The organism is Caldovatus aquaticus (genome assembly GCF_019458025.1).
GTDB lineage: Bacteria > Pseudomonadota > Alphaproteobacteria > Acetobacterales > Acetobacteraceae > Caldovatus > Caldovatus aquaticus.
The window spans coordinates 1-3324 of the sequence record NZ_JAHZUY010000115.1 but is presented as its reverse complement, the minus strand read 5'-3'; the positions used below and the strand labels follow the sequence as shown (position 1 = coordinate 3324).

Genomic DNA, 3324 nt, shown 5'->3' with positions numbered 1-3324 from the left:
CAGGGGCACACCCCCCAGACCAGACCCGCACAGACGCCTCCGCGCCCACACGACCCCAGCCCAGGCCGCACCCCCAGCACCCAGAAGACCGATACACCTGTCAGAGATCACCACCAGAAAGGGACGGGGAACGAGCGCTTCCCTTCCAGAAGCGCGGCACCCCCGTGCCTTCCCGGAAACCGCCGCCCCGCGGCGGGCCGGACAGACTAGTGGGCAACCCCACCATCGTCAAGGCCAACCGCGCCGGCGACGGAGCCGGTATCTATTCGCCGTCCCGCCGCCGGTCAACCCCCCTTCCCGCGATTCTCGCGCCACCCGAGGAACCATTCCGCGAAGCGCGGCACGCCCAGCTCGATCGGCGTACGGGGGGCGAAGCCCGTGAGCGCCGCGATCGCGCCGATGTCGGCGGAGGTCTCGGGCACGTCGGTCGGCGGGCGCGGGGCCTCGACCACCACCGCGGAACGGCCCAGCGCCCGCTCCAGCAGCGCGAGGAAGTGCCGCACCTCCTCGCTGCGGTTGTTGCCGATGTTGAGCAGCCGCGGCCTCCGGTCCTCCGGCGGCCGGTCGAGGCAGCCGAGCACGCCGGCGACGATGTCCTCGATGTAGGTGAAGTCGCGCCGCAGCCGCCCGCCCTCGTAGAGGGTGATCGGCCGCCCCTCGAGGATCGCCTCGGCGAACAGCCACGGCGCCATGTCGGGCCGCCCCCAGGGGCCGTAGACCGTGAAGAAGCGCAGCCCCGTCTGCGGCAGGGCGAAGAGGTGGGCGTAGCTCTCGCTGATCAGCTCCGCCGCCCGCTTGGTCGCGGCATAGAGCGAGACCGGGCGGTCCACCCGGTCGCTCTCGCGGAACGGCAGCGTTTCGTTGCCGCCATAGACCGAGGACGAGCTGGCATAGACCAGGTGCTCGAGGCGCCGCAGCCGCCGCGCCGCCTCGAGCACCACGAGGTGCCCCATGACGTTGGCGTCCACATAGGCGAAGGGGTCCACGAGCGAGTGCCGCACCCCCGGCTGGGCGGCGAGGTGGACGATGCGCGTGACCTCCGCCGCCCGCTCCTCGGCCAGCGCCAGCATCGCCGCGCGGTCGGCGACGTCGAGCGGCAGGAACTCGAAGCCCGCGCGCCCCTCGAGCCGCGCGAGCCGCGCCCGCTTCAGCCGGAGGTCGTAGTAGGGCGTCAGGGAATCGAGACCGAGCACGCGCTCGCCGCGCGCGAGCAGCGCCTCGGCGACATGCATGCCGATGAAGCCGGCCACACCGGTCAGCAGCACCGTCACGGGCCGGCGCGCCCCGCCGCCCCGCCGACCAGGCGGTCTTCCAGTAGCTCCAGCACCGCGTGGCCGAGGGCGATGTGCAGCTCCTGCACCCGCGCCGTCTCCGCGCTCGGCACCACCAGCGCGTGGTCGCAGAGCGCGCGCGCAGGACCGCCGTCGCCGCCCAGCAGGCCGACCGTGACGATGCCCATCGCCCGCGCCGTCTCGAGCGCGCGCAGCACGTTGGGCGAGCGGCCGCTCGTGGTGATGCCGAACAGCACGTCGCCGGCGCGGCCGAGGCCCGCAAGCGGGCGCGCGAACACCTGCTCGAAGCCGTAGTCGTTGCCGCCCGCGGTCAGCGCCGCGGGGTCGAGGGTCAGCGCGATCGCCGGCCAGGAGGGGCGCTCGACGCGCGCGCGCAGCCGCACCAGCCACTCCGTCGCCAGGTGCTGCGCGTCCGCCGCGCTGCCGCCGTTGCCGCAGAACAGAAGCTTGCCCCCGGCGCGCAGGCTGCGCTCGCAGGCCGCCACCACGGCGAGCACGGCGGGCGCGGCCTCGGCCGCCATGCGGCGCCGCAGCACGGCGCCGTCCTCCATCATCGCGGCGAAGCGCGCGGCCTCGTCCACGATCAGCTGTCCGCGCGGATGTCGTTCTCGCGGATCACCCGGCCCCACTTCTCGATCTCGCCCGCGACGAAGCGGCGGCACTCGGCCGGGTCGGACGCGATGACGTCGGCGCCCTGCTCCTCGATCCTGGCCTTCACCGCGGGCTCGCGCAGCACCTCCGTCAGCGCCACGTGCATCCGCTCGAGGATCGGCTGCGGCGTGCCGGCGCGGCCGAAGAAGGCCCACCAGGTCGGCGCCTCGAAGTCGCCCACCCCCTGCTGGGCGAAGCTTTTCACGCCGGGGACGTGGCGCGACTCCTCGCGCGTCGTCACGCCGAGCGGGCGGAGCGTGCCGGCGCGGATGTGCTGGCTGATGATGACGACGTTCGACATGAACAGCGGCACGTGCCCGGCGGTCGCATCCTGCAGGGCGGGGCCGCCGCCGCGGTAGGGCACGTGCACGAGCCGGATGCCGGCCTGCTGCGCGAGCAGCGTGGTCGAGACGTGGGCGAGGCCGCCGACGCCCGAGGTGGCGTAGTTGATCGTGTCCGGCGCGCGCTTCGCCGCCGCCACCACGTCCTGGAAGGTCCGGTAGGGCGTGTCCTTGTGCGCCACCAGGCAGAGCGGGCCGGTCGCGACCAGGCTCACCGGCGCCAGGTGCTCCAGCGTCCGGTAGGGCAGGCGCATCACGGTCTGGTTGGTGGCCTCGTTGTCGTAGGCGAGCAGCCAGGTGTAGCCGTCGGGCTGCGCCCGTGCCGCCTCGATCGCGCCGATCGAGCCGGAGGCCCCGCCGCGGTTCTCGATCACCACCTGCCGGCCGAGCAGCTCGGTCAGCCGCGGCTGGAAGATGCGGGCGATGGTGTCGGTCGAGCCGCCCGGCGGGAAGGGGACGATGATCCGCACCGGCCGCTCCGGCCAGGCGGCGGCGCCCTGGGCGCGCAGCACCGCAGGCGCGGCGAGGCCCGCGGCGGTCAGGGCGAGGAGCTGGCGACGCTGCATCAGCGTGAATCTCCCGGATTTCTCGGGGCGTGACTGCCGGTCGCGGGCTGATGCCACGCCGCCGCCCCCGGCTCAAGCCGCCGCCCCTTCGCGGGCCGCGCCCTCGCGCCCCGCCTCGCGGCGGAAGCCCTCCTCGATGTGCCGCGCCAGGGCCTCGGCGACCGGCGTGCGGTCCTGGCCGGGAAGCAGCTCGATGGTGAATTCGGGCAGCGGCGGCAGCCCCTCCTCGGCGCCGAGGCGCCGCAGCCCGGGGGGCAGCGGCCCGGCCATGCCGACCGTGACCGCGAGCCCCGCCAGGGTCGGGGCCAGCGTGCCGGTCTGCGAGGTGCTGACATAGGCGGTCCGCCACGCGATCCTCGCCGGAGCCCCCTGCGAAACGCCTTGCTGAGCGGCTGATGGCTGATTCGCTGAGCCTCGCGAAGGCTGAGGCGAGGCGGGGATGGGTCAGCGGCGGATCGGACAGGGGAGCCTGGC

The 3324-nt window shown here is 74.4% G+C and carries 4 protein-coding genes; all 4 read right to left on the bottom strand.

The genetic code is table 11. The features are described 5' to 3' along the window. Positions 1-284: 284 nt before the first annotated feature. The gene (locus K1J50_RS18625) at positions 285-1271 is read right to left on the bottom strand and encodes an NAD-dependent epimerase/dehydratase family protein (RefSeq protein ID WP_220119244.1); all 987 of its coding nucleotides are present in this window, start codon (positions 1269-1271) and stop codon (positions 285-287) included. After that, positions 1268-1873 carry a D-sedoheptulose-7-phosphate isomerase gene (locus K1J50_RS18620; protein ID WP_369413654.1) on the bottom strand — a complete coding sequence of 202 codons (606 nt, stop codon included), beginning with the start codon at positions 1871-1873 and terminating at the stop codon, positions 1268-1270. The genes K1J50_RS18625 and K1J50_RS18620 overlap by 4 nt, the downstream gene beginning before the upstream one ends. A gap of 2 nt (positions 1874-1875) precedes the next feature. After that, positions 1876-2850, bottom strand: coding sequence for a tripartite tricarboxylate transporter substrate binding protein (locus tag K1J50_RS18615; protein ID WP_220119243.1), 975 nt, complete (start codon positions 2848-2850; stop codon positions 1876-1878). A gap of 72 nt (positions 2851-2922) precedes the next feature. Next, positions 2923-3120, bottom strand: a complete 198-nt coding sequence (locus K1J50_RS18610; RefSeq protein ID WP_220119242.1) for a hypothetical protein — start codon at positions 3118-3120, stop codon at positions 2923-2925. Positions 3121-3324 lie beyond the last annotated feature (204 nt).